A 20540-nucleotide genomic window follows, 5' to 3' on the forward strand; every position below is an offset into this window, starting at 1 on the left:
TAGAGGTGTCAACAGGGTATCTAACCGACCAGGAAGAGAGGGGCCGGACCCCCAGCACGGTTAGTCGCGGATGCCCCAAATCACTATCAAATCAATAGCTTTTGGCGCTTATCTATCAAGCGGTAGAGGCCAATTTAATCCATATTTCGTGCACCAAGGCCCACCGGGGAAGACACCACTACCCCCTCCTCCATCCATTTGTCCGTCCGCCCACGGCAGCACTGCTCCCGTCAGAAATCCACCGTGGCAGAGAGAGTCACCGTGCGAGGACTTCCCACATACAGCCAGTTGCCGGAGCCGCTGGACCAGTAGTTGCGGTTGAACAGGTTGTCCACGCCCGCGCGCAGCACCAGCGGCCGGCTCCACGCCTGGGTCTTGTAGCGGGCACCGATGTCCCAGCGCGTCCAGCCCGGAATGCGCCGCAGGTTGGCGGCGTCCACATGCTGCGCGCTGCTAGCGATCATGCGGGCCGACAGCGTCAGTCCTGGAACGGCAGCCACGTCGTGGTCGCTGCCCAGGTTGAGCTGCCAGCGCGACACATTGGGTGCGGCGTTGCCGTTGTAGGTGCCGCCTTCGGTTTTGGTCAGCCGGGCATCGTTGAAGGTCACGCCGCCCAAAAGGCGCGTGCCCCGGGCCACCTCGCCAAAGACATTGAGCTCGACCCCGCGGTTGCGCTGCTCTGCACCGACCTGGTAGGTGAACGTGCCATCGCCGTTGGACGCCACCAGCCCGCTCGGCTTCTGGATGTGGAACAGACTCGCCGTGGTGCTGAAGCGGCCCCAATCGGCCTTCACGCCCACCTCCCGCTGCTTCGTCCGGACCGGCGGAAACACCTGTCCGGCATTGGTGGTGCCCAGTGGCGCTGAATCGCCCTGGACCAGCCCTTCGATGTAATTGCCGTAGAGCGATACGTGCGGCTGCAGCTTGAACACCGCCGCCAGCGCCGGCGTCACCGCGTGCTCGTCGTACGCGGTGCTGCCGGCCCCGGTGGTGGTGTCGTACTTGACGACCTTCACGCGCTGGTAGCGGGCACCCAGGGTGACGGCCAGGCGGTCTTGCCACAGCGAGACGGTGTCTGACAGCGCCACAGACGGCAACTGCAAGGAATCGGTCTGTGGCGGCCGCGATGAGAAACCGTCGATGGACGGACGCGCGGTAGCCGCGGGCGCATACATGTTCGTGGCGAAGCTGTCGAAGCCGTAGTACTGCGCCGTGAAGCCGCTGTCCTTCTTCAGGTACGACGCATGCAGGTGGATGCGGTGCGTGAGCTCGCCGGCGCGCACCGTGCCTTGCAGGCCGCCTTGCACGGTGCGGTAGTTCGTCCAGTTGGGCCAGAAGTACGTGGTGGCCTGCGCATCGCCCTGCACGCTGGTCACGAACACGTCGGTGGCGAGGTAGCGGGACCGCGTGTGGCTGCCACCCGCGACTGCAGAGAGCGTCCAGTCCGGGGTGAGGTCGTACTCGGCTTTGGCCAACAGGTAGTTGCTCTGCGACCTGGCGAACTCCCAGTCCTGCGCGATGCGTTGGCTGGCCCGGGGCGGCCTGGGGATGTCAATGGCGTCGTCGATACCGAAGCCAGCGGCGCCTTGCGGCGCTTCGTTGTTCATCGTCTGGTGGCCAGCATCTACCGAGGCCCGCAGCTGGCTGCCCCGGTAGTCCACGGCCAGCGCCGCAGCGCCCAGCTCGACGGACTGGCCCTGGGTGGCGGTCTTCCCGTCACGGTAGACGCCGTTGAAGCGCACACCCCACTGGTGGTCGTCGCCGAACCGGCGGCCCACGTCCAGGTGGCCGCCCAGGTTGCCTTTGGATAGGTAAGTGGTGGTCAGGCGGGTCAGCGGCACATCGCCCGCCCGCTTGGGCACCAGGTTGATGGCGCCGCCCACCGCGCCGCCCGCCCCAGGCGCCATGCCGTTGAGCAGCGCGTTGGGGCCCTTGAGCACCTCGACGCGCTCGGCCGCTTCGACCGCCACGGCACGGTTGGTGGCGATGCCGCCGATCCCGTCGAACAGCACCGAGTCCTGCACCGAGAAGCCGCGGATCAGAAAGATGTCGCCCCCCGCGGCAGCGTTCGTCAGGCTGTAGGACACCGTGCGCACGGACGGGTCGTTGGCCAGCACATCGGCCACGGTGATCGCCTGCTGGTCCTGCATGAGTTCGGCCGTGTAGCTGGTGATGTGAAACGGCGTGTCCATCAGGCTCTGCTGACCCAGCAGGCCGACCCGGCTGCCCGTGGCGACCTGGCCGCCGGCATAGGCGGGCAGCAAATCGCCGGGCGCTGACTCGGCGCTGGCCGTCACGGTGACGGCGCCCAGGGTGGCCGCATCGCTGAGCCGGGGTGCCTGCGCCGCAGGGCGCGATGCCTCACGCAACGTGAAGACGCCGCCCGTGGCCTGCCGCAGCTCCAGCCCCGAACCCGCCAGCGCGCGGCGCAGTGCCTCGGGTGCATCGAAGCGGCCCCGCACGGGCGCCGCGTTGCGGCCTTCCACCAACTGCGCATCGGCGGTGAGGGCCAGGCCTGCGTCGCGCGCGATGCGGTTGAGGGCTGCTCCCAGCGGCCCGGCGGACAGGTCGTAGTCGCGCACGGCCGCAGCGCTGGCCGTGGCCACAGGGGCCTCTGCCGCGGCTGGCTGTTCAGCCACAGCAGAGGCCGCCAGCGCCATTAGCAGCGCCGCAGCGCAGGGGTTCAGCGGGAAGGAGAGAACAGCAGAGGGCATGGGTCAGGCTCCGAAACGGTCACGTCAGAAAAGAGGGGCAACCGCGCCGATGCACGGTCTCTGTCTGATTGCCGAACGGGTGCCGAAAAGTGAGAGGGGGCCGGGGTAATTTCTTTTTCGGGCCGGCATCGTTGGTGGATGGGGTGCCAGCTAGCAGCGGCGATCTGGGTTGATCTGCTTCGGCGGGTTGATCTGGGTTGAACTGAATGGAACCGTCGATCAGCCGCACCAAATCACTCATCTTTTTATAGCTTCCAGCGCTTACCCATCAAGCGGTAGCGGCCGATTTTCTTAGTATTTTCATCCTCAGGGCGCAGCACGCGGCTTGAGCATGACCCACCAGCGCGTGGTCCAGACCACCTCCACCGGCACGGCCGCGGTCAGCGCCAACAGGGCCTGGTCGGTGTCCGCCAGGGGCAGCGTGCCCGTCACACGCAACCCGGCCACACGGGGGTCGACACCCAGGTGGCCGACCCGGTGCCGCGCCAGCATGGCCACCACCTCGCCCAAGGGTTGGTTGTCCACGACCAGCATGCCGTCGTTCCAGGCATCGGCATCGGGTGGGGCCACCCACGGGTCCACCCGCCCGCCCTCCAGCCGCGCGCCCTGCCCGGCCGACACGATGCGCTCGGCAGCGCACGGCTCGGACGCGGCTGCCGCGCAGGTCGCCGGGCGGGCCGCGACGGCCGACTGGGTGACGGCGACCTCAGTGGCGGGCGCGCCACGGCCCTGCGCCCCATCGCTGCCAGCGGTGTGCGCCTGTGGCCAGCGGCGCACGGTGAAGCGGGTGCCCAGAGCGCGCAGGCTGCCGTCCTCGGTCAGCACGACGAACGGGCGCCGTTCGGCCGGGTCGGCATGGCTGGTTTCCACGGCCACCTCGCCCGCGCGCAGGTGGATGGCGCGCTGGTCTTGGCTGAACACGACATCCACGGCACTGCGGGTGTTCAGGTGCAGCACGGTCTGGTCGGGCAGCACGATGGTGCGGCGCTCGCCGGTCGCAGTGCGGTGGTCGGCCAGCAGTTGGCCCGCGGGCTGGTAGCGGTCCAGCACCAGCACGCCGCAGGCCACCGCCAATGCCAGGCCCAGCACGGCGCCCGCCACACGGGCAGGACGGCGCCGGCGCGGTGGCAGCAGCAACGCTGCGCGTGCTCCGGGACCTGCGGCGGCACGGGCCAAGTGCTGGTCGATGTCGCCCAGCTGGCGCCAGGCGCGGGCATGGTCGGGGTGTGCGGCAAGCCAGTCGGCCAGGGCTTGGGCGTCCGCCGGCGAGTTATCACCCTCGCCCTGGCGCAGTTGCCAGCCGATGGCGGCCTCCAGCACGGCAGGCGGCACGGGATGGTCGTCGCCTGTACCACCAGGTGGGCCGCCCATTGTCCAGCCCGCACTGCTCACGCCGCGCCGCCAAAACGCAGGTGGTAGGCGTGGCGCATGGCGTTGGCCAGGTACTGGCGCACGCGGGGCACCGACACCTGCAGCTGCTCGGCAATCTCTGCATGCGTGAGGCCATCGAGCCGGTTCATGAGCCACGCTGCGCGCGTCTTGGGCGTCAGGCCCTGCAGCAATGCATCGACCGCGTGGAGCATCTGCACGGCGGCCAGGCGCTCTTCGGGGGATGGCTGCAGCACCTCGGGCTGCAGGGCCAGGTCTGCCAGGTAGGCGCGCTCCAGTTCACCCCGGCGCCAGAAGTCCACCAGCAGCCCGCGTGCCACCGTGGTCAGGTAGGCGCGCGGCTCGCGCATCGCGTCGGGGGCGATGGCGGTCGGCCGTGCGAGCAGGCGCACGAAAGTGTCCTGCGCCAGGTCGGCCGCATCGTCGGCACAACCGAGCCGCCGGCGCAGCCAGGACTGCAGCCATCCGTGGTGGCGGCTGTAGAGCGCGTGCAGGGGATGAGCGGCAGACATGGCGTGACGGCCTTTTTGAGAATGATTCTCGATTATAGAAACACATTCCCGCCCAGATCCTGGGCACGCCACCACGCGGACAGGTCGGCTGCGCGCTCAGCGCCGCGCGTTTTCCATCATCGTGGCAACGTGGGCCGGCAGGGTCTTCGGGGTCCCCAGGTCCTGCACGTCCCATTCCTCCCCGCCGGTCAGCAGCCATACGCGTACCGTGTCGGTGGCGGCGTGGATCACGATGGCGGCGGCCGCCGTGTCGCCTGCGTCCGGCCGGTTGCCGGTGATGTAGAGCATGGAGCCGTCTTGCCGCAGCGGCCCACTCACCTGCAGGTTGTCCAGCAGCACGTTGTAGTTGGCGAGACCGAGCAGCCCACGCAGCCGCTCGGCCAGCGGGCCGGCACGCAGGAAGTCTGAGCCCCCGACCGGATAGTTGCCTACCTGGGTTTGCAGGTTCCCCCAGGGATTGGCGGGCGCGGCAGGTACGTCGTTGGGCACAGGACGCGCGACCTTGCGCGGCGCAGTGGGCGCGGTGGGTACCGTACCCACGCAACCCGGCAGCAGCACCGCCAACGCAAGAGCGGCCAGCACGGCGCGTGACAAAGGGGCTGGAGAGACAGGGCGCATGATCGGGGGCTTCTTTCTAGAAAGGGCAGCTGGGCGAAAAGGTCTGCGAGCTTAGCCGGTTCCTGCCGGCAGCCGCGCCCCTAAAATCGCGTCTTTCGCCTTCCAACCGCCATGACAGAACACGCCCGCCCCGTCCGCTCACAATACGAAGACTTCATGCGCCACGTGTTCACCCATGGCGTGGACAAGTCGGACCGCACGGGCACCGGCACCAAGAGCGTGTTCGGCCACCAGATGCGGTTTGATTTGAAAGAAGGCTTCCCGCTGGTCACCACGAAGAAGGTGCACCTCAAATCCATCATCCAGGAGTTGCTGTGGTTCCTCACGGGGTCGAGCAACAACAACTGGCTCAAGGAGCGCGGCGTGACCATCTGGGACGAATGGGCGCGCGAGGACGGCGACCTGGGCCCGGTGTACGGCGTGCAATGGCGCAGCTGGCCCACGCCGGACGGCGGCCACATCGACCAGATCAGCGATGTGATCAATACGCTCAAAACGAATCCCGACTCGCGCCGCATCATCGTGAGCGCCTGGAACGTGGCCGAGCTGCACAAGATGGCGCTCATGCCCTGCCACGCGTTCTTCCAGTTCTACGTGGCCCCGGCGCAAGAACCCGGCGGGCGCGGCACGCTGAGCTGCCAGCTGTACCAGCGCAGCGCAGACATCTTCCTCGGAGTGCCCTTCAACATCGCCAGCTATGCACTGCTGACCCACATGGTGGCCCAGCAGTGCGACCTGGACGTGGGCGACTTCATCTGGACCGGCGGCGACTGCCACATCTACAGCAACCACCACGAGCAGGTGCAGACCCAGCTGGCGCGCACGCCCTACCCCTACCCGGTCTTGAACATCAAACGCAAGCCCGACAGCATCTTTGACTACGAGTACGAAGACTTTGAAGTGCTGGACTACCAGTGCCACCCCGCCATCAAGGCTCCTGTGGCCGTTTGATCAGCCGACACCCCTCTTTGGTACCCCATACCTCTTGAGTCCCAAGGGCAGAGTCAACAGCGCCTTGCCCGCTTCCACCCAACACCACGAGCTTTTATCCATGTCTTCCGGCGGATTTCACGTACACGGCCCCCACGACCACGCGGTGGAGCATGCCACCCACGGCGACCACGCTGCAACGCATGGCACCGACAGCAACTCGTCGATGAACAAGATCGCCATGTTCACCGCCATCGTGGCCACGGTGGGTGCTATCTTTGCCTACATGGGCGGCGCCACGCAAGCCAATGCCGGCCTGCTCAAGAACGACGCAGCCATCAAGAAGACCGAAGCATCCAACCAGTGGAATTACTTCCAGTCCAAGAGCACCAAGCAATCCCTGGCCGAGCTGGCCCGCGACCTGGCGCCCGATGACCGCAAGGCGGGCTACCAGACCAAGGTGGAGCGCTACGAGGCCGAGAAAAACGAGATCAAGGTGGTGGCCGAAAAACTCGAAGCCGACGCCCATGAGTTCGACCGCAAGAGCGAGGCCCAGATGCACCAGCACCACCGCTGGGCACAGGCCACCACGGCGCTGCAGGTGGCGATCGCCCTGGCCGCCATTGCGTTGCTGACCAAGAAAAAATGGCTGGAGTACGGCATGTACGGCGTGGCTGCCGTGGGCCTGGGCGTGGGCGCCCTCGCCGCCTTGCATATCTGAAACAAGGAGGCCCCACCATGCCCCTGCACCTCATCTACGCCCGCGCCGCCAACGGCGTCATCGGCAAGGACAACCGCCTGCCCTGGCACATCCCCGAAGACATGGCGCACTTCAAGCAGCTGACCCAGGGCTGCGCCGTCATCATGGGCCGCAAGACCTGGGACTCATTGCCCCCGCGTTTTCGCCCCCTGCCCGGCCGCACCAACATCGTGGTCACGCGCCAGGGCGACTGGCAGGCCGAGGGCGCCGTGCGCGCCACCAGCCTGCAGGATGCGCTGCAGAAGGCACCTGCCGATCAGACGGTGTGGGTGATCGGCGGCGCGCAGATCTACGCCGAGGCCCTGCCCCTGGCCGACCGCCTGGAAGTGACCGAGATCGACCAGGATTTCGACGGGGATGCCTACGCGCCCACGCTGGGTGCGCCGTGGACAGAATCCGCACGCAGCCGCCACGTCAGCACCAAGGGGCTGCCCTTCAGCTTTGTGACCTACGTGCGCGCAGGTTGACACGGCGCCGGAACGCAAAGCTCTTCAATTGATAGCACTTAGCGCTTACCCATCAAGCGCTGGAGGCCAAAAACATGCAAATCGCCACCTGGAATGTCAACTCCCTCACCGTCCGCCTGCCCCAGGTGCTGGCCTGGCTCGCGGCCAACCCGGTCGATGCGCTGTGCCTGCAAGAGCTCAAGCTCACTGACGACAAGTTTCCGCACGACGCGTTCAAGGAGGCGGGCTATGAGGCCGTGACCTTTGGCCAGAAGACCTACAACGGCGTCGCTATCCTGAGCCGCCACGCCATGCGCGACGTGGTGCGCAACATCCCCGGGCACACGGACGAGCAGGCCCGCGTCATTGCCGCCACGCTGGACACGCCCGACGGGGAACTGCGCCTGGTGAACTGCTACTTCGTGAACGGCCAAGCCCCGGGATCGGAGAAGTTTGCCTACAAGATGCTGTGGCTTGCGGCGCTGCACCGCTGGCTGCGTGAAGAGCTGCTGGCCCACCCGCGCCTGGCGCTGCTGGGTGACTTCAACGTAGCGCCCGAAGACCGCGATTCGTTCGACCCGGTGGGACTCAAAGACACCATCCACCACACGGTGGAAGAGCGTCAGCATTTTCAGGACCTGATTACCCTGGGCCTGACAGACACCTTCCGCATGTTCGAGCAGCCCGAGAAAAGCTACTCGTGGTGGGACTACCGCATGCTTGGGTTTCAGAAGAACCGGGGGCTGCGCATTGACCACATTCTGGTGAGCGATGCGCTGCGCGGCAGCGTGACCGCCTGCACGGTAGACCGCGCCCCCCGCAAGAACCCACAACCCAGCGACCACGCGCCCGTGGTGCTTACCATGGCATAACAACCCTTGACGACGCAGGCCGTGCGACAACAAGCTGGAAGCCCGGCATACACAAAAGGCTGCAAGGAAAATCCATGCAGCCTTTGTTTTTGGGGAATCAGCGCGTAAGAAGCCTGCGCCCAGAGATCCCTATGGCCTATGGCCTACGACTTGCGACGCACCAGGAGCCCCTGAACGAAACCCCAGCGCGCAAGCTGTGCCCTATCAGCTGTTGGCGAACGTGTCGCGCAGGCCACGTACTTCATCGTGGTTGCGCTGCGCGCCCTGGGACTGGCGTTCTACAAGGGCCCGCACATCCAGCGGCAGGGTGGCCTTCAGGGCCTTGCGGTAACGGGCCACGGCAGCGTCCTCACCGCGTTCGCATTCCTGCAGCACGGCCTTGTCGTCGTGCACAGACAGAGCGGATTTCACCGACACCCAGCCACGGTGCAGCGCGCCAGCCACGGTGCCGCCTGAAGCAGGCTCGCCCCCCAGGCGACGCACCTCGTGCTCCAATTCGACAGCTGCGGCCGCACATTCGCGCGCGTGGCGCTGGAACACGCTCTTGAGCTGGGCAGAGTCGGCATGCTCGGCGCAGGCGGTGAAGCCGTATTCGCCATCGCGGGACGACTCCAGCAGGTCGTTGAGCACATCCACCACGTCTTCGTTGTCCACGACATCCATGGGGCGGTCGTCGTTCAGGCTGGAGCGCGTTACCCGTTCCCAGGCGGCGCGGGCGGCGGGGCGGGCATCCGTCCAGGCCAGGCCGTCCGAATGGCGCGCCCGCCAGTCATCGGCCAGGCGGGGTTCCACCGCCTCAAAATCGCCTTCATAGCGGCCCACCGACGACCAGCCCAGTTCGTAGGCAGGGCGGTATTGTTCGTAGGTGCGACCACCCACGTAATACGGCTCGCGGTGGAAGCTTTCGCGCCAGTAGGCATCTTCCTCGGTGGGGTTGACCGCCTCGGCGGCAGCCTTGCCCGCCAGGCCGCCAGCTACCGCACCGGCCACGCCGCCAATGGCTGCGCCGACCGGGCCGCCAAAGGCGCCTGCTGCGGCACCCGCAGCGGCGCCGCCCAGGGCAGCACCGACCCCGGTTCCGACGGGATGGGAACCCGGTTCATTGGTCAAAGGGTCACGGTTGGCATCGTTGAAATCCGACATAGGAGCTCTCCGGTTGGTTGACAGTGCCTTCATTGTTGAAGTCACTCCCGGAGGGCTGGGTCGGCCCAAGGAGGGCCTGCTTGTAGGACATTGGGAGGTGTGTCTGCCCCGGCATCCGCCAAGACAGACCCACCTCAAGCACTACAAAATTTATAGCCCTTAACGCTTTACCATCAAGCGCTAGAGGCTATTTTTATGCCTCATCGGGCGCATCCAGGCCCAGCTCCTGGATCTTGCGCGTGATGGTGTTGCGGCCAATGCCCAGGCGCTGCGCGGCTTCCATGCGGCGCCCATGGGTGGCCGTGAGCGCGGTGCGGATCAGGCGCGATTCAAACCGCCGCGTAAGGGCGTCCCACACTTCGGGCTGGCCGCCCGCAAGCAGCTTCTGCGCCTCGGTCTCCAGCGCCTGCTCCCAGGTCGCCGCAGGGCCAACGGTGGCAGCTATCCCGCCCGAACCCGTCGCCATCTGCGCCTCGGCGGGCCAGTGGGGCGTAGCGCCCAGCGCCGGGGTGGCTGAGGCCGCAATACCGCCCACCAGGGGCTGCGTGGCGACAGTGGCAGGTTGTGGCAGCCCTCCCACCAGTTCCACCGCCGGCGCAGGGGTTGGCATTGGGGCCGCAACGGCGTGCACGGCAGCTACCGCCGCAGACGGATCACTGCCGGGTCGGGGAGCGGGTTGGTAAAGGGGCGCTTCCAGCACTTCGGGCGGCAGATCCTGCAGCGAGATGACCTGGGCGGGCGCCATCACCGTGAGCCAGTGGCAGATGTTCTCCAGCTGGCGCACATTGCCCGGAAAGGCGAACTGCTCCAGCCGTGCGATGGCCGAGTCGGCAATGCGCTTGGGCTCCACGCCCAGTTGCCGCGCGCTTTGCTGCAGAAAATGGCGGGTGAGCACGGGCACGTCCTCGTGCCGCTCGCGCAGCGCGGGCAGGCGCAGGCGGATGACGTTGAGACGGTGGAACAAGTCTTCGCGAAAGCCCCCCTCCTTCACGCGCCGCTCCAGATCCTGGTGGGTGGCAGCGATCACGCGCACATGGGCCTTCACGGCCGCATGGCCGCCCACACGGTAGAACTGGCCGTCCGACAGCACACGCAGCAGGCGCGTCTGCAGGTCGAACGGCATGTCGCCGATTTCATCGAGGAACAGCGTGCCGCCCTCGGCCTGCTCGAAGCGGCCGCGCCGCTGCGTCTGTGCGCCGGTGAAGGCGCCGCGCTCGTGGCCGAAGAGTTCAGATTCGAGCAGGTCCTTGGGGATGGCCGCCGTGTTGATGGCGACAAAGGGTCCGTCTGCGACCGGCGAGTGCTTGTGCAGCGCGCGCGCCACGAGCTCCTTGCCCGAGCCCGATTCGCCGGTGATCAGCACCGTGACCTGGCTTTGGCTCAAGCGGCCGATGGCGCGGAACACGTCCTGCATGGCGGGCGCCTGGCCGAGCATCTCCGGGGCTTCGGCCTGGCGCTCTTCGGTCACTTCCTCGCGCTGGCTTTCTTCGACCGCGCGGCGGATCAGCTCGACCGCCTTGGGCAGGTCAAACGGCTTGGGCAGATACTCGAACGCGCCGCGCTGGAAGGCCGAAACGGCACTGTCCAGGTCGGAGTACGCCGTCATGATGATGACGGGCAGGCCTGGCTGCAGTTCGCGCACTTTTTCCAGCAGTTGCAGGCCGGAGCCGCCAGGCATGCGAATGTCGCTTACCAGGACCTGGGGGCCTTGCCGCGCCGGGTCTCCGGGGGTGATATCGGCCAGCGCGTCCAGCACTTCGCGGGGGTGCGTGAAGCTGCGCGTAGGCAGGTTCTCGCGGGCCAGCGCCTTTTCGAGGACGAAGCGGATCGAGGGGTCGTCATCTACTATCCAGATCGGCTTCATATGTTTTTCTTACCTTCCCTGTAGTTGCGTGTCAGGGACCGTCATGCGTTTTTTTAAGGCAAGGGAATCAGGATGCGGAAGTCGGTGCGACCCGGCGCGCTGTCGCATTCGATCAACCCGTGGTGGCGTTGCACGAAGGTTTGCGCCAACGTGAGCCCCAGCCCTGACCCGCCATCCCGACCCGATACCAGAGGGTAAAAAATCCGCTCCTTGATCGCATCAGGCACGCCCGGTCCGTTGTCGATGACATGCAATTCCAGTGCCAGCCGATAGCGTTGGCGACCAAACGTTACTTGTCTCGCAACGCGGGTGCGCAGTGTGATCGTCGCCTCACCCTCTGCGATGCGCTCGGTCAGCGCCTGGGCTGCGTTCTGCACGATGTTCAGCAGTGCCTGGATGAGCTGGGCGCGGTCGCCCCGGAACTCAGGGATCGAGGTGTCGTAGTCGCGCAGCACCTTGAGGCCCTGGGGGTACTCCACCAGCACCAGAGACCGCACGCGCTCGCACACCTCATGAATATTGACGTCACCCACCAGGTGGGGATGGCGATGGGGTGCCAGCAGCCGATCTACCAGGCTTTGCAAGCGGTCGGCCTCGTGGATGATGACCTGGGTGTACTCGGTCAGCTCGCGGCTTTCAAGCTCCATCTCCAGCAGTTGCGCAGCGCCGCGAATCCCGCCCAGCGGGTTCTTGATCTCGTGGGCCAGGTTGCGGATCAACTCCTTGTTGGCCTGGGCCTGGTCCAGCAGGCGCTCCTCGCGGTCTTGGCGGGCCTGCTGCTCCAGCGGCCACAGCTCCACCAGGATTTCGCCGACCTGCTCGGCATCGGCCACGCTCACATGCACGGGCACCGGGTCCTGGTGCTGGCGCTTGAGGCTGGCTTCATACCGCAGGGCCGCGAAGTCCTTGCCCCGCGCGCCCGCCAATGCGGTCTGTAGCAAGGCGGGGTCGGTGAAGAAGGTGGAGAAGTCCACCCCCTCCAGGGTGCGGCGCGAGAGGCCGAGCGCGTTCTCCAGCGCTGCATTGGCGAATTGCACGGCACCATCGGCGCGCAGCACCGCCACTAGGGTGGACATCAGGTCCAGCGAATGAAAGCGCCCCGTGTCGGAGGCTGGGGCTTCTGTGAAGGGTGAGGAACTCACACGCGTGCCAAACGAGGGAAAGAGATTCAGTTGGCCGGAAGACGGGCGATTTCGCGCTTGATGCCTGCGATATCGCTTTCGCTGCGGGCGACGCTGGCCTTGAGTTCTGCCGTGCGCTCCATGTAGCGCTGCGGGTTGCGCAGGTCGAGCGCGTTGCGCTCCGGCGCGCCACCGTTGTATTCCTTCACCAGCTCGGCATGGCGCGCCTCGGCCTTGCGCAACTCGGATTCGAGGATGGCACGGGCATCGGCATCGCGGGCCTTCTGGTCGTTGGTGGCGACACGGGGTGCAGACGGGGGAGATGCGGCGGGAGCTGTGCCCGCCCCAGCCCCGGTTCCCGCCGCTGGCGCTGCCGTTGCTGCGCCTGCAGGTCGGGTGCCCTGGACCACGGTGACGTTACCTCCCTCAACCAGCTTGCAGCCGCGCTCCTTGGCCTGCTGGGCGTTGTTGGTGTATTCGTTGCCGCAACGGTAGATGCGGTCTTGCGCCCATGCGGCGGGAGCCGTCGCGGCGATCAGTAACAGGGTGATGAGCGTTTTCTTCATTCGGTTTCCTCGCACTGCCATGCAGGGGTTCGGGGAGTATCCCCCAATCGCCACACATCGCCAATCCAACACCAGCAGCCCCGCACAGGGCTTTGTACAAGGATGCAACGGCCCAGCCAGTGGTTCCGTTTCAGCGAAACCCGATCCTTGAGCGCAATAAAAAAAGGCGGCCGGGGCCGCCTTTTTGGGGGTAATGGCCTGCAGGCAGGCGATTACAGGGAGTAGTACATGTCGTACTCGACAGGGTGAGGTGCCATGCGGAAACGCGTGACTTCGCCCATCTTGAGTTCGATGTAGGCATCCAGCATGGAGTCGGTAAAGACGCCACCCTTGGTAAGGAAACCACGGTCCTTGTCCAGATATTCGAGCGCTTGGTCCAGGCTGTGGCACACGGTGGGCACCAGCTTGTCTTCCTCGGGTGGCAGGTGGTACAGATCCTTCGTGGCGGCTTCGCCGGGATGGATCTTGTTTTCCACACCGTCCAGGCCCGCCATCATCAGTGCCGAGAAGCACAGGTATGGGTTGGCCGATGGATCGGGGAAACGCGCTTCGATGCGGCGGCCCTTGGGGTTAGCCACGTAAGGAATACGGATCGAGGCCGAGCGGTTGCGGGCCGAGTAGGCCAGCTTCACAGGGGCTTCAAAGCCAGGAACCAGGCGCTTGTACGAATTGGTGCCGGGGTTGGTGATGGCGTTCAGGGCACGTGCGTGCTTGATGATGCCGCCGATGTAGTACAGCGCAAAGTCGCTCAGGCCGGCATAGCCGTCGCCAGCGAACAGGTTCTTGCCGTCCTTCCAGATGGACTGGTGCACGTGCATGCCCGAGCCGTTGTCGCCAGCATAGGGCTTGGGCATGAAGGTGGCGGTCTTGCCGTAGGCGTTGGCCACGTTCCAGACCACGTACTTCAGGACCTGCGTCCAGTCGGCGCGCTCGACCAGCGTGCTGAAACGCGTACCGATTTCGTTCTGGCCAGCGCCCGCCACTTCGTGGTGGAACACTTCGACCGGGATGCCCAGGGATTCGAGGATCAGGGACATCTCAGCGCGCATGTCTTGCGTGCTGTCGACGGGAGGCACTGGGAAGTAGCCGCCCTTGACGGTGGGACGGTGACCACGGTTGCCACCTTCGAGCTTGGCGCCCGAGTTCCAGGGGGCTTCGTACTCTTCGATCTCGAACATGACCTTGCCGGGTTCGTTGGACCAACGCACGCCGTCGAAGATGAAGAATTCTGGCTCTGGGCCGAAGAACGCCGTGTCGCCCAGGCCGGAAGCCTTGAGGTAGGCTTCAGCGCGCTTGGCGATGGAGCGTGGATCGCGGTCGTAGGCCTTGCCGTCACCGGGTTCGATCACATCGCACTGCAGGAACAGTGTGGTTTCTTCAAAGAAGGGGTCGATGTTGGCGGTGCTGGGGTCGGGCATGAGTTGCATGTCCGAGGCTTCAATGCCCTTCCAGCCGGCTACCGAGGAGCCATCAAATGCATGGCCGGACGTGAACTTGTCTTCGTCGAAGTGGGACACAGGCACTGTCACGTGCTGTTCCTTGCCACGGGTATCGGTGAAACGGAAGTCAACGAACTTGACTTCGTTCTCCTTCACCATCTTCATCACGTCTGCAACGGTCTTGGCCATCAGGTTCTCCTGGATAAAGCGCTTGTTGAAAAAAGGAATTTACCGAAATAAAAGCAGTTTGCGTGCCAGCTGGGTGCAGCCGCCGCACTATGAAGGAGCACTAAGGACTGCAGGCCGAGGGAGCACCCGCCGAACCGCACCAATTTAGTGCAAACCTGCTATCAACACAGGGCATCACAAGCTGCGCACCAATTCAGGGCCACAATTTGCACCAAACTCGTGCAACCCCCGTTTCAGGTCCTGCCATGCAGCGGGAACGAGGGGAGCAGGACCTTTGACACCCAGTTCAATATGCCGCCCGTATTGTGGATGATCCACGCTGGGCAAACTGAACACCCGAACGTTCGGGTGCGTTTTTTCGATGCGCTCCATGAGGGGCGTCAAAGCCGCTTCCATGGCCCCATAGACCACCACCGACTGCTCGGTCTGTGGCGTGCGGTTGAACAACGCTGCGTAGTGCTGGTCCAGCACCCACTCGATCATCGGCCAGGCCATGACAGGGAATCCAGGAACAAAATGCACGGCCCCTCCACGACCGCCCTCGCAGCTGAACCCGGGGATCTTGTTGTAAGGGTTGGGAATGATGTGGGCACCTGCCGGAAACACCCCCATGTTGAGCCGGTGCACGTTGTCGGGACGGTCCGGCTCATACGTCACACCCTGCTCCTGGGCCACGTCCTGCATGCGCTCGCGGATCAGAGCCTCAGCGTCGGGGTGTAGTACCAGGTCCCGGCCCAGGGCACGCGCGGCGCATTGGCGGGTGTGGTCGTCTGGCGTTGCGCCAATGCCACCGCAGGAAAACACCACGTCACCTGACGCAAAAGCGCGCTGCAGCGTGGCCGTGATGCGGTCCGGGTTGTCGCCCACGTAGTCGGCGTAGGTCAGCGAAAGCCCTCGCGCTGACAGCAGTTCAATGACCTTGGGCATGTGCTTGTCGGCACGCTTGCCAGACAGGATTTCATCACCCACGATGATCAGACCGAAAGATGGGATCATGGTGCAGGGCTTCCGTTGGCAGGAGATGGGGGGGCAGAAAGAACAGCAGTGGGCGACGCCGCAGGCGGCAGCGCGGAATGCGCGGGCTCCCCCGCGTCTGCAGCCTTCGGTGTAGACACTTCAACGGGTGTTACCCCTGTGCCCTCTGCGCGCAAGCGCTCCAGGGCTGCCAGGCAATAGTGGGTGAACCAGAGGGAAGAGAACGCAAAAACCAGGGTGTAGATCCAGATCGCAAGCGGCACCAGAATGAAAAAAGCCGCAGCAAAGACCACGCCTGAGGCCCACACGATGCTTGGCGCCGCCCCGAGGTAGCCGGTGAGAATGCCAATACCCAGCAGGCTGCTGCGGTGGCGGCGGAAAATCTCTTGCCGCTCTTCCTTGCTGGCATGGTCAGCCAGCGCATCAAACACCATCACGCGGTAGGTCAGCCACCCCCAGATCAAGGGGGGCAGGATGAGCACCAGGGGTGGCACCAGCCACAGGGGCACCGACACCACCAAGGCGATCAATGCCAGCACGGTGGAGCTGACCGACCAGGCCACGCTGGCGATGAAGGAGCCACCCTTCTTGCGCTCCAGCACAGGGAAACGCCGATCCGCCACCAACGCCACCAATGCGGGGGTCATGAGGACCGCGACCACCAGCAGCGAGACCACCACCAAAGCCGGAGCCACCGCCAAAACCACCATGAGGGGCGCCACGACGGAGGTGACATCACCCAACCCCCACCCTTGCAGCCAATTCCAGAAGCTGGCCAGAAGCGGAGAGGCATCCAGCAGCGCGCGCATGCCCTGCACGGCTCCGTCCCAATAAAAATAGCCCAGCCCCAACGCCAGCCCCACCATCAGCAGCAACGGCAAAACGGACAGGGCCATGACGCGGGGCCGCAGGCAATAGGCCGCAGCACGCCAGAAAGAATCAAGCAAAAGTCCCATGCCGACAAGCATACCTTCTTGACCGCGTGGAGGGTCTTTCAGGCCTTGCCCAGCAGCCTAAGAACACCCCGCCATTGCTGCGACCAAAAGCCCTTGCCATAGTCGCGCAAGCGCCCGTCTGGCCCCGGCTCCACCTGATCGCGCACGCCCGTGGGATCAAAACGCAATTCAAAGTTGGCCGTGCGCATCAGCATGTCCCACCAGGGCAGCAATACGCCGAAGTTGTGCCCGCCCAGCACCACGCGGTATCTGGCGCCCTGCGCAGCAGCCTCCCCTGACAATGGCTTGACGGTCTCATGGCCAATTCCGATGCTGTGGTGCAGCCGGTGAAACCGCGGACTGATCCACAGCCGCTCGCCCCAGCGCCCAAACCACAGGCGCACATTGGCGTGCTGAAAGCTCTCGCTGAGCTGCGTGATGGCCACGATAGCGATGAACTGTCCAGGTGCCACACCGATGAGCTGCGCCACCACCACCAAGATGGTGTCGCGCAGCACGTCGTCCAGCAGATGGTTGCGGTTGTCGCTCCACATGGTCATCTGGCGCTGCGCGTGGTGCAAGGAATGCAGGCGCCACCACCATTCAAAGTGGTGCTGCCCCCGGTGAATCCAGTAGTCCACGAAGTCGAACACCACCAGGTACAGCAGCAGGCTGACCCAGGGTACGTCGGTGAACCCAGGCCAGAGGCCATCAAGCTGGAAGGTGCTGATGCCAGCCACTCGCAATGCCCCAAAGATGGAATCCATCAACGGATCCACCGCGAGGAAGAGACCCAGGCGAAACAGCCCCAGCCGGTGAATCAGCGTGTAGAGAATGTCGGTGCGGATCGTCGCGCGGTCGGTCACAGCCTCTACCGGCCGCCAATGCTGCAATGGGCCAATCACTGCCGCGATCACCACCAGCTGCAGCAGCCCCACCAGAAGCCATCCAGAGGCCTCATAGCCACTTTCGAGCTGGTTGCCCAAACCGATAGCAAACATCACTGGCTGCAACAGGCTCTCGAAAAGCCATTGCTGAGCCGCATCAAAGCCATTGCCTAGCCAACCCATTGCGTCATGCTCCGTCTATCTCTCACCACACACGCCCTTGCTCCGAACGGCCTCCACGATCTGCCTCGCCTCCTCCACCGCATTCAGCGCCTCACCAACGGCGCGTAGTCAGGGTGTTCTCGCAGCGTGCGAAAGCAGAATCCGCGCTCCTTCAGCCCGACGATCAGCGGCTCCAGCACGGCAGGCGCCCAGGGATCCTTGCGTGACCAGATCCCCAGGTGCGCAAGCAGAATGTCGCCACTGCGCACATCCCGCAAAGCCTTGTTCAGCAACGTGGTGTTGCTGGCCTTTTCACTGGGCAACTCATCGCCCAGGAATCCCGCCGGTGACCACCCCACATGCGTGTACCCACATGCGCGGGCACTGGCAAGCAACTGCGGCGAAGTCTTTCCACCTGGGGCGCGAAACAAGGGCAAGGGTGTTTTGCCGGTCACGTGCTTCAACCGATCTGCGGCCCGAGCGATCTCCTCACAGTAACCGGCTGCCGTCAGCACAAAATCCTGCCCAGCGCGCGGCCCGGCCGATGGTCGAACACGGAACGAAGGGGCCTGCGCCGATCCCAGATCCGCGCGCCAATAGGTGTGGTCCCAGGTGTGGGATGCAAATTCGTGTCCCTCTGCGGCCCGTGCGTGCCACCAGGAAGCCCAGTGGTCGCCCAGGCTGCCATCCCCTTCCTGGGTGCGTTCGTTGGCGGCGAAAAACGTCACGCGTACCTGCTGGCGTGCGAGAACGTCGGCGACCAAAGGCGCCACGGCCATATGGCCAGTATCAAAGGTCAGATAGAGAGGCTTTTTACAGTCTTTTTGGGCACTAGCGCTGGATACAAAAACGCTAGAAGCTACAAAATATATAGCAAAACAAACTCGCAGAGACACTCCCCTGCGAGGCGCCGACGCTCGCACACCATCGCCAATCAGCGGGGCGCGTGTTGCAACGTCCATACGCCATGGGGCGACTTGCCCACAGTGACCTGCCGCACGACCTTCTTGGCCTCGGTATCCACCACAGAGAGCTTGCGAGCCCAGCGGGAACTCACATAGATGAAGCGGCCATCGGCCGACACTTCCATACAGTCCGGCCCACCGGGTACCGGATAGGATTCGACCACCTGCTGGGTGGTCATGTCGATCTTGCTGATGGAATTGGCCACCCGGTTGCTGACATACAGGTGGCGCCCGTCGCCGGCTGCGCGAAAGGCGTGGGCACCGTTGCCCGTTTTGATCTTCTTGATGCTCACGGGCTCGCGTCCCGAGACGTCAAATACCTCCACGCTGTCGCTACCGGTCAGGCCCACAAAAAGGCGCTTGTCGTCTGGGCTGCCATATACGTCCGCCGGCATAGCACCCGTCTTGGTGCGCCACTTGATCGTCTGCGTTGCGATATCGATGGCCACCAGCTCATCGCTATCCTGCATGGTGGAATACACCGTGGTGCTGCGACTGTCGATCCACAAATGGCTGGGAGTCCGGGAGGTGGCCACCCGCTGGACGAGGGTCAACTCCTTCCCGTCCCAACGGTAAAAATCCACATGGTTCAAACGATTGGCAGCGGTGATAAACCACTTCATGTCGGGTGTGAACCGCAGGTGGTAGGGGTCCACAATGCCCCGCACCGTGCGTTGAATCTGCGCAGTGCGCGGATCCAGGAACGTCAGCGTATCCCCCAACGCATTGGCCACAATGATCGACTTCTCATCCGGCGTGAGATACAGATGGTGCGGCTCCTTGCCCGTCGGAATGCGGGCCGTCTCGGTCCAGGTCACCGGGTCAATAACACTGACATTGGCTTCGAGGGAGTTCAGCACAAACAGTGGAGGCGCGGCAGCCAGTGCCCCCCCTATTGAGATCCACAGCCCACCCAAGACAGCGCACGCGCGTGCAATCGAGAAAATCTTCACAGAACCACTTTCAACACAGCCAAGAAGTGTAGCTGTGCACTTACCAATACCTTGGGGGAGAACACGTAACATTCTTGATGTGGAACGAATTCCGACGAGTAAAAAGGCACTTCACTCGACTGGCGACCACTGAGGCTCATCAGGGATTCGTCAAGTCAGCGCACTCGCCGCCACGCTCTCGTCATCATCGAATCCTTCCAGAGATGTAGCGGTCGCTTCGCTTAGTCAGATCGCACACCAAGTAGCGCTTCACCATCTGTGGTCCAAGCCCCTCAGGACGACTGAGCCAGCAAGGACAGATCCTCCTGACTGAGCCATTTCCATGCCCCAGGAGGCAGGTCAGCGGGCAACACCAGAGCACCGATCTGCGACCGATGCAATCCCTCTACACGATTACCGACGGCAGCAAGCATGCGCTTGACCTGATGGTACTTGCCTTCGGTCAGGGTGAGGTACAGCCGATGGCTCGCAGTCTGCTCACAAGCCGCCGCTTTTACAGGCTTGGGGTCATCGTCCAGAACCACCCCCGCCAACAAGCTCGATATCTGTTTTTCATCGACTGGATGTTTGGTAGTGACCTGATAAACCTTGGGCACATGTTTCTTGGGCGAACTCATGCGGTGAATGAATTGCCCGTCATCGCTCAACAACAGCAACCCGGTGGTGTCTTGGTCCAGTCGTCCTACGGCCTGCACCCCTTGCACCGCGCTTTTTGTTGGCCGCTGCCGCAAAGGGGCTGGCAACAAGGTATAGATGCTGGGATAGGTTGAGGGTTTTTGAGAGCACTCTGTCCCCGCCGGCTTGTGCAGCAGCACATAGGCTTTAGCGTGGTAGGGCCAATTGATGCCTTGGACCTGCAACTGCAGGCCTTCTGGGTCCAGCTCAGCAGTCGCATCGACGCACGGCTCGTAATCCTGAGCATCAGATGATGACCCGCGTATAGAAACCCAGCCCTGCTGAACCAGCCCCGCACAGACACGGCGGGTGCCAAAACCTTGGGAATACAAAATATCCTGGAGCTGCATAGAAAGGGGCAGGAAAAAGAATTCTTGAGTCACAAAGCAAAACGCCCCTCTACTCGATTGAGCAGAAGGGCGATT

The 20540-nt window shown here is 64.2% G+C and carries 19 protein-coding genes; 4 read left to right on the plus strand and 15 right to left on the minus strand.

Annotated elements, in window-relative coordinates:
* Positions 1–230: 230 nt before the first annotated feature.
* The 4 genes from AC2YJX_RS04735 to AC2YJX_RS04750 all read right to left on the minus strand — a co-directional run bounded on the left by AC2YJX_RS04735 (position 231) and on the right by AC2YJX_RS04750 (position 5233).
* On the minus strand, positions 231–2714 hold the full coding sequence (locus AC2YJX_RS04735) for a TonB-dependent siderophore receptor (RefSeq protein ID WP_487255393.1): 2484 nt from the start codon (positions 2712–2714) through the stop codon (positions 231–233).
* Positions 2715–3020: 306 nt separating this feature from the next.
* Complete coding sequence (locus AC2YJX_RS04740) at positions 3021–4085, minus strand: FecR domain-containing protein (protein ID WP_487255394.1); 1065 nt, start codon at positions 4083–4085, stop codon at positions 3021–3023.
* Between the two features lie 17 nt (positions 4086–4102).
* Positions 4103–4615, minus strand: a complete 513-nt coding sequence (locus AC2YJX_RS04745; protein WP_487255395.1) for a sigma-70 family RNA polymerase sigma factor — start codon at positions 4613–4615, stop codon at positions 4103–4105.
* Positions 4616–4711: 96 nt separating this feature from the next.
* Positions 4712–5233, minus strand: coding sequence for an Ivy family c-type lysozyme inhibitor (locus AC2YJX_RS04750; RefSeq protein ID WP_176886432.1), 522 nt, complete (start codon positions 5231–5233; stop codon positions 4712–4714).
* A 111-nt stretch (positions 5234–5344) separates the two neighbouring features.
* Here AC2YJX_RS04750 and AC2YJX_RS04755 point away from each other — a divergent pair, with 111 nt between their 5' ends.
* The 4 genes from AC2YJX_RS04755 to xth all read left to right on the plus strand — a co-directional run bounded on the left by AC2YJX_RS04755 (position 5345) and on the right by xth (position 8241).
* Positions 5345–6184: a thymidylate synthase gene (locus tag AC2YJX_RS04755; RefSeq protein ID WP_055400413.1), complete on the plus strand. Its 840-nt coding sequence runs from the start codon at positions 5345–5347 to the stop codon at positions 6182–6184.
* Positions 6185–6284: 100 nt separating this feature from the next.
* Entirely contained in the window at positions 6285–6884 is a 600-nt protein-coding gene (locus AC2YJX_RS04760) for a DUF4337 domain-containing protein (RefSeq protein WP_218300360.1), read from the plus strand.
* Positions 6885–6901: 17 nt separating this feature from the next.
* Positions 6902–7390: a dihydrofolate reductase gene (locus AC2YJX_RS04765; protein ID WP_487255396.1), complete on the plus strand. Its 489-nt coding sequence runs from the start codon at positions 6902–6904 to the stop codon at positions 7388–7390.
* Between the two features lie 74 nt (positions 7391–7464).
* Positions 7465–8241: an exodeoxyribonuclease III gene (gene xth / locus AC2YJX_RS04770; RefSeq protein ID WP_487255397.1), complete on the plus strand. Its 777-nt coding sequence runs from the start codon at positions 7465–7467 to the stop codon at positions 8239–8241.
* Positions 8242–8445: 204 nt separating this feature from the next.
* Here xth and AC2YJX_RS04775 read toward each other — a convergent pair whose 3' ends face one another.
* The 11 genes from AC2YJX_RS04775 to AC2YJX_RS04825 form a co-directional block, all read right to left on the minus strand.
* A complete protein-coding gene (locus AC2YJX_RS04775) occupies positions 8446–9384 on the minus strand; it encodes a ferritin-like domain-containing protein (protein ID WP_487255398.1) in 939 nt (312 codons plus the stop codon).
* Between the two features lie 193 nt (positions 9385–9577).
* The gene (gene ntrC / locus AC2YJX_RS04780) at positions 9578–11248 is read right to left on the minus strand and encodes a nitrogen regulation protein NR(I) (RefSeq protein ID WP_487255399.1); all 1671 of its coding nucleotides are present in this window, start codon (positions 11246–11248) and stop codon (positions 9578–9580) included.
* Positions 11249–11301: 53 nt separating this feature from the next.
* A complete protein-coding gene (gene glnL / locus AC2YJX_RS04785; protein WP_121508642.1) occupies positions 11302–12324 on the minus strand; it encodes a nitrogen regulation protein NR(II) in 1023 nt (340 codons plus the stop codon).
* Between the two features lie 92 nt (positions 12325–12416).
* Entirely contained in the window at positions 12417–12935 is a 519-nt protein-coding gene (locus AC2YJX_RS04790; RefSeq protein ID WP_055397181.1) for a hypothetical protein, read from the minus strand.
* 212 nt (positions 12936–13147) lie between these two features.
* Positions 13148–14563 carry a type I glutamate--ammonia ligase gene (gene glnA / locus AC2YJX_RS04795; RefSeq protein ID WP_121420585.1) on the minus strand — a complete coding sequence of 472 codons (1416 nt, stop codon included), beginning with the start codon at positions 14561–14563 and terminating at the stop codon, positions 13148–13150.
* 174 nt (positions 14564–14737) lie between these two features.
* Complete coding sequence (locus AC2YJX_RS04800; protein WP_436131273.1) at positions 14738–15559, minus strand: competence/damage-inducible protein A; 822 nt, start codon at positions 15557–15559, stop codon at positions 14738–14740.
* Positions 15556–16494: an EI24 domain-containing protein gene (locus AC2YJX_RS04805; protein ID WP_228897709.1), complete on the minus strand. Its 939-nt coding sequence runs from the start codon at positions 16492–16494 to the stop codon at positions 15556–15558. Before AC2YJX_RS04805 ends, AC2YJX_RS04800 begins: the two co-directional genes overlap by 4 nt.
* 38 nt (positions 16495–16532) lie before the next feature.
* Positions 16533–17543 carry a sterol desaturase family protein gene (locus tag AC2YJX_RS04810; RefSeq protein WP_487255400.1) on the minus strand — a complete coding sequence of 337 codons (1011 nt, stop codon included), beginning with the start codon at positions 17541–17543 and terminating at the stop codon, positions 16533–16535.
* 83 nt (positions 17544–17626) lie between these two features.
* Positions 17627–18418, minus strand: a complete 792-nt coding sequence (locus AC2YJX_RS04815; protein ID WP_487255401.1) for a polysaccharide deacetylase family protein — start codon at positions 18416–18418, stop codon at positions 17627–17629.
* A gap of 38 nt (positions 18419–18456) precedes the next feature.
* A complete protein-coding gene (locus AC2YJX_RS04820; protein ID WP_121420589.1) occupies positions 18457–19440 on the minus strand; it encodes a YncE family protein in 984 nt (327 codons plus the stop codon).
* A 272-nt stretch (positions 19441–19712) separates the two neighbouring features.
* On the minus strand, positions 19713–20465 hold the full coding sequence (locus tag AC2YJX_RS04825) for a 16S rRNA pseudouridine(516) synthase (RefSeq protein ID WP_487255425.1): 753 nt from the start codon (positions 20463–20465) through the stop codon (positions 19713–19715).
* Positions 20466–20540 lie beyond the last annotated feature (75 nt).

The sequence above is a fragment of the Acidovorax sp. SRI_002 genome, from assembly GCF_057586455.1.

What these genes read in the sequence shown, in the direction of transcription:
- AC2YJX_RS04810 (WP_487255400.1), bottom strand. Translation starts at nt 17,543, where the DNA reads ATGGGTTGGCTAGGCAATGGCTTTGATGCGGCTCAGCAATGGCTTTTC.
- ntrC (WP_487255399.1), bottom strand. Translation starts at nt 11,248, where the DNA reads ATGAAGCCGATCTGGATAGTAGATGACGACCCCTCGATCCGCTTCGTC.
- AC2YJX_RS04735 (WP_487255393.1), bottom strand. Translation starts at nt 2,714, where the DNA reads ATGCCCTCTGCTGTTCTCTCCTTCCCGCTGAACCCCTGCGCTGCGGCG.
- AC2YJX_RS04750 (WP_176886432.1), bottom strand. Translation starts at nt 5,233, where the DNA reads ATGCGCCCTGTCTCTCCAGCCCCTTTGTCACGCGCCGTGCTGGCCGCT.
- AC2YJX_RS04825 (WP_487255425.1), bottom strand. Translation starts at nt 20,465, where the DNA reads ATGCAGCTCCAGGATATTTTGTATTCCCAAGGTTTTGGCACCCGCCGT.
- AC2YJX_RS04745 (WP_487255395.1), bottom strand. Translation starts at nt 4,615, where the DNA reads ATGTCTGCCGCTCATCCCCTGCACGCGCTCTACAGCCGCCACCACGGA.
- xth (WP_487255397.1), top strand. Translation starts at nt 7,465, where the DNA reads ATGCAAATCGCCACCTGGAATGTCAACTCCCTCACCGTCCGCCTGCCC.
- AC2YJX_RS04775 (WP_487255398.1), bottom strand. Translation starts at nt 9,384, where the DNA reads ATGTCGGATTTCAACGATGCCAACCGTGACCCTTTGACCAATGAACCG.
- AC2YJX_RS04805 (WP_228897709.1), bottom strand. Translation starts at nt 16,494, where the DNA reads ATGGGACTTTTGCTTGATTCTTTCTGGCGTGCTGCGGCCTATTGCCTG.
- AC2YJX_RS04740 (WP_487255394.1), bottom strand. Translation starts at nt 4,085, where the DNA reads ATGGGCGGCCCACCTGGTGGTACAGGCGACGACCATCCCGTGCCGCCT.
- glnA (WP_121420585.1), bottom strand. Translation starts at nt 14,563, where the DNA reads ATGGCCAAGACCGTTGCAGACGTGATGAAGATGGTGAAGGAGAACGAA.
- AC2YJX_RS04755 (WP_055400413.1), top strand. Translation starts at nt 5,345, where the DNA reads ATGACAGAACACGCCCGCCCCGTCCGCTCACAATACGAAGACTTCATG.
- AC2YJX_RS04760 (WP_218300360.1), top strand. Translation starts at nt 6,285, where the DNA reads ATGTCTTCCGGCGGATTTCACGTACACGGCCCCCACGACCACGCGGTG.
- AC2YJX_RS04765 (WP_487255396.1), top strand. Translation starts at nt 6,902, where the DNA reads ATGCCCCTGCACCTCATCTACGCCCGCGCCGCCAACGGCGTCATCGGC.
- AC2YJX_RS04800 (WP_436131273.1), bottom strand. Translation starts at nt 15,559, where the DNA reads ATGATCCCATCTTTCGGTCTGATCATCGTGGGTGATGAAATCCTGTCT.
- glnL (WP_121508642.1), bottom strand. Translation starts at nt 12,324, where the DNA reads ATGTCCACCCTAGTGGCGGTGCTGCGCGCCGATGGTGCCGTGCAATTC.
- AC2YJX_RS04790 (WP_055397181.1), bottom strand. Translation starts at nt 12,935, where the DNA reads ATGAAGAAAACGCTCATCACCCTGTTACTGATCGCCGCGACGGCTCCC.